General features: G+C 41.1%; 2 protein-coding genes. One reads left to right on the top strand and one right to left on the bottom strand.

What is annotated here, in order from left to right; genetic code table 11:
• Positions 1–1,377, bottom strand: a 1,377-nt coding sequence (locus QUA50_RS29115; RefSeq protein ID WP_333268773.1) for an AAA family ATPase, incomplete at its 3' end; no start/stop codon positions are given.
• A 106-nt stretch (positions 1,378–1,483) separates the two neighbouring features.
• Between QUA50_RS29115 and QUA50_RS29120 the strand changes: the two genes are divergently transcribed.
• Positions 1,484–2,482 (top strand): ISKra4 family transposase gene (locus QUA50_RS29120; protein ID WP_333268771.1). Its coding sequence is split into 2 segments (ribosomal slippage), with 997 coding nucleotides annotated over them: positions 1,484–1,639 and positions 1,642–2,482; the frame shifts between segments, so codons are not numbered across the junction. This gene is flagged as partial in the annotation.

Here is a 2,482-nt window from a genome sequence, read left to right on the forward strand (position 1 = left end):
AAACATTCTTTCTTCTCGATCGGCTTCGCGCGTATTCTTTAACAGCAGTTGACCGATTTTTAAGTGAGTAGAGCGCTTTTGGTCTTCAGGAATGAGGGAATAGGCTGCTTGTTGGACGCGATCGTGGAAAAATTTGTATTTAACTAATTGGTCATTGTTAATTGGTAATTCCTCGGATTCTTCTCCACTGATGGATTTTGATAAACTGTTACCACATTCTTGATAAAATTTATAAACATCGCTAACTGGTAAAATCAACCCTTCTTGCAATGCTTTCCACAAAGCTGTTGCTGTTTCTGTTGGTGAATTTTCATCAACAATTGCTAATGTAGCCAAATCGAAATGATTGCCAATACAAGCAGCTAACTTTAAAACTTCCTGTGTCCGGGCTGGCAGCTTTCGCAACTGAAGTGCCATGAATTCTAGTACATCATCCGTTAGAGCCAAGGTTCGGACTATAGCAATATCGCACTGCCAATACCGAGCGGCAAAATTAAATTCAATTATCCCATCTTCATGCAAAGATTTGAGGAATTGTGTGCTAAAAAATGGATTGCCTTTGGTTTTCTGATAAACAAGTTCTGTCAAAGGCTGAGCCAACGCTGTAGAACAAGCTAAGGTATCGGCAATCAGACAATTCAAATGGAAGCGCTCCAGCGGATCTAGAGTAATGGTGTTTACCGTAGCTCCGGTTGTTTGAATGTCGGCTAATGTCACCATCAAAGGGTGTGCAGGAAAAACTTCGTTATCTCGATACGCTCCAATTAAAAAGAGATAGCGCCGTGAGCGATCGCTCGTCAGGAGTTGAATCAACTTCAATGAGGCTGAGTCTACCCATTGCAAGTCGTCTAAGAAAATAACGAGGGGATGTTCTTTAGTGGCGAAGATAGAGATGAAATTCTCGAATAACCGATTGAAGCGATTTTGGGCGGCACTGGCGACGAGTTCTGGTGCCGGGGGTGGCGAGCCAATAATCCGCTCTAGTTCGGGAATTACCTCAACGATTACCTGAGCATTTTCGCCCAATGCTGCCAGGATTTGAGTCTTCCACTCCTCAACTTTAGCATCGCTTTCCGAGAGCAATTGTCCCATTAAATCGCGAAAAGCTTGTACAAAAGCTGAGAAGGGCTGGCTGCGCGCAAATTGGTCGAATTTGCCTTTGATGAAGTAGCCACGCTGTCTCACAATTGGTTTGTGAACTTCGTTGACAACAGCGGTTTTACCAATGCCGGAGAAACCGGCAACGAGCATCATTTCGGTGCTGCCGGCACTCACGCGCTCGAAGGCCGATAGCAGGGAGAATACTTCGGTTTCTCTACCGTATAATTTTTCTGGGATGATGAAGCGATCGCACAAATCTCGCTGGGAGCGTGTCACTTCTGCAATAAGTATAAATACCCAAAAATACTAAGGCAGAGGTTTTGAGCTATTTTTGGGCAAAATCGGCGATAATAATGATGTCTTAATTAATGGCGATTGAACTATGACGGACGAAGAGCAACAGGCGATTCAAACACATGTAGAAGCTATTTCTGCAATTCTGTATGCTGATTGTGACCCGGAATCTTTGAAAACATTAGAAGATATCGAGCTCACGGTTAAAGATAAGGTGTTAACTCATGTGACACCGCAAATCGGAATTTTTTTATCTACTCAGCTAGTGGCACAAAAGCAGGAAGGGTAAAGAAATTAAAAAGTACATTAGGTGATTTAAGCATCACCCAAAAGCAAGCAGATAAACTAGGGTGTGGGAGCGGGAGTAGATTGAGTCCACATTTAGAAAACTGTTGTTTAAGACAGAGTGCTAATGTTGCATATCAACATGCAGCCAAAGATATTGAATATATAACAGGGATTACGGTTCCAGCCAAGACCCAACTCATATTAGTACATTATCAAAAATTTGAGCAGCCTTACGCAACAGCAGATATTACCGAGTTAAGTGCAGACGGTGGAAAAGCACGATTGATAACACCACTCGGAGAAAAATCTGAGTGGAAAGATTATAAAGCAATTGTGTCAGAAGCAGGGATAGTAAGTAGTTTTGACAAAAATGAGATCATCATTAATTGGGCCAATCAACAGCCACTAGCAAAACCAGTAAATTGTTTAGGTGATGGACATGATGGGGTATGGAATATATTCAAGGAAATTAGTTGTGAACAGGACAGAAGGGAAATTCTGGACTGGTATCATTTGAATGAAAACCTTCAGAAAGTAGGCGGTTCAATGAAGCGATTGAAGCAAGCCGAAACATACTTATGGCAAGGAAATGTAAAAAGTGCAATAGCACTATTCATACAATTGAATAAAAAGCCAGCAGTTAATTTTTGTAAGTATTTAGAAAAGCATAAAAAAAGAATTATTAATTACGAAGTTTTCCAGAAAAATGACATCTGTTCGATTGGTTCTGGGGCAGTAGAATCAGGAATTAAGCAAATAGGTAGAAGAATTAAAATATCTGGAGCAAGTTGGAAATCAG

The sequence above is a fragment of the Microcoleus sp. M2_D5 genome (assembly GCF_036701935.1).
Taxonomy (GTDB): domain Bacteria; phylum Cyanobacteriota; class Cyanobacteriia; order Cyanobacteriales; family Microcoleaceae; genus Microcoleus.